Annotated in this window: 1 tRNA gene and 1 rRNA gene; both read right to left on the bottom strand. The window is 45.9% G+C overall.

What is annotated here, in order from left to right:
• Positions 1-428: 428 nt before the first annotated feature.
• Positions 429-504 (bottom strand) — tRNA-Glu (locus ABN217_RS19565).
• An 84-nt stretch (positions 505-588) separates the two neighbouring features.
• Positions 589-660 (bottom strand): 16S ribosomal RNA (locus ABN217_RS19560); the annotation flags it as partial.

Below are 660 nucleotides of genomic sequence, written 5' to 3'. Positions count from 1 at the left end.
CACGTCCTTCATCGCCTCTGATTGCCTAGGCATCCACCGTGTACGCTTATTCGCTTAACCTCACAACCCGAAGATGTTTCTCTCGAAGACGACTTTAAAGGTCATGGCTACACAAGCATCAATTCGTTGTTGGGCAGTGCTCGTAATGCTCACATACTTGAGTATGCTCCGCTTACTGCGCGCTGTCCGCCTAGAATTGCTGTTGTTCGCTCATGACACTCGCCTTGGAGTATCACAAATTCAAGGTCTGAGATTTTGAGAGACTCATCAATATACCTCGGTGATATATTGATTTGTTTTCAATTTTTCAGCTTGTTCCAGATTGTTAAAGAGCATAATAGTTAAAATAACTTGCTAAAATTATCTTAACTATTCTCTGATTTGCATCAGACTATAGTGTGGTACGCCTTTCACTCATACCGCGCAATTGGCGTCCCCTAGGGGATTCGAACCCCTGTTACCGCCGTGAAAGGGCGGTGTCCTAGGCCTCTAGACGAAGGGGACTCTTGTCAGCTTCGCAGACGCGCTTTTGCTCGTTCTTCATCAGACAATCTGTGTGAGCACTACACATAACACGTATCTTTTAGGTAAGGAGGTGATCCAACCGCAGGTTCCCCTACGGTTACCTTGTTACGACTTCACCCCAGTCATGAATCACAA

It is taken from the genome of Proteus sp. fly-1067 (assembly GCF_040139345.1).
Classification (GTDB): Bacteria; Pseudomonadota; Gammaproteobacteria; order Enterobacterales; family Enterobacteriaceae; genus Proteus; species Proteus vulgaris_B.
Note: the sequence above shows the minus strand (reverse complement) of the source record. Positions and strands in the feature narration are given on the sequence as shown.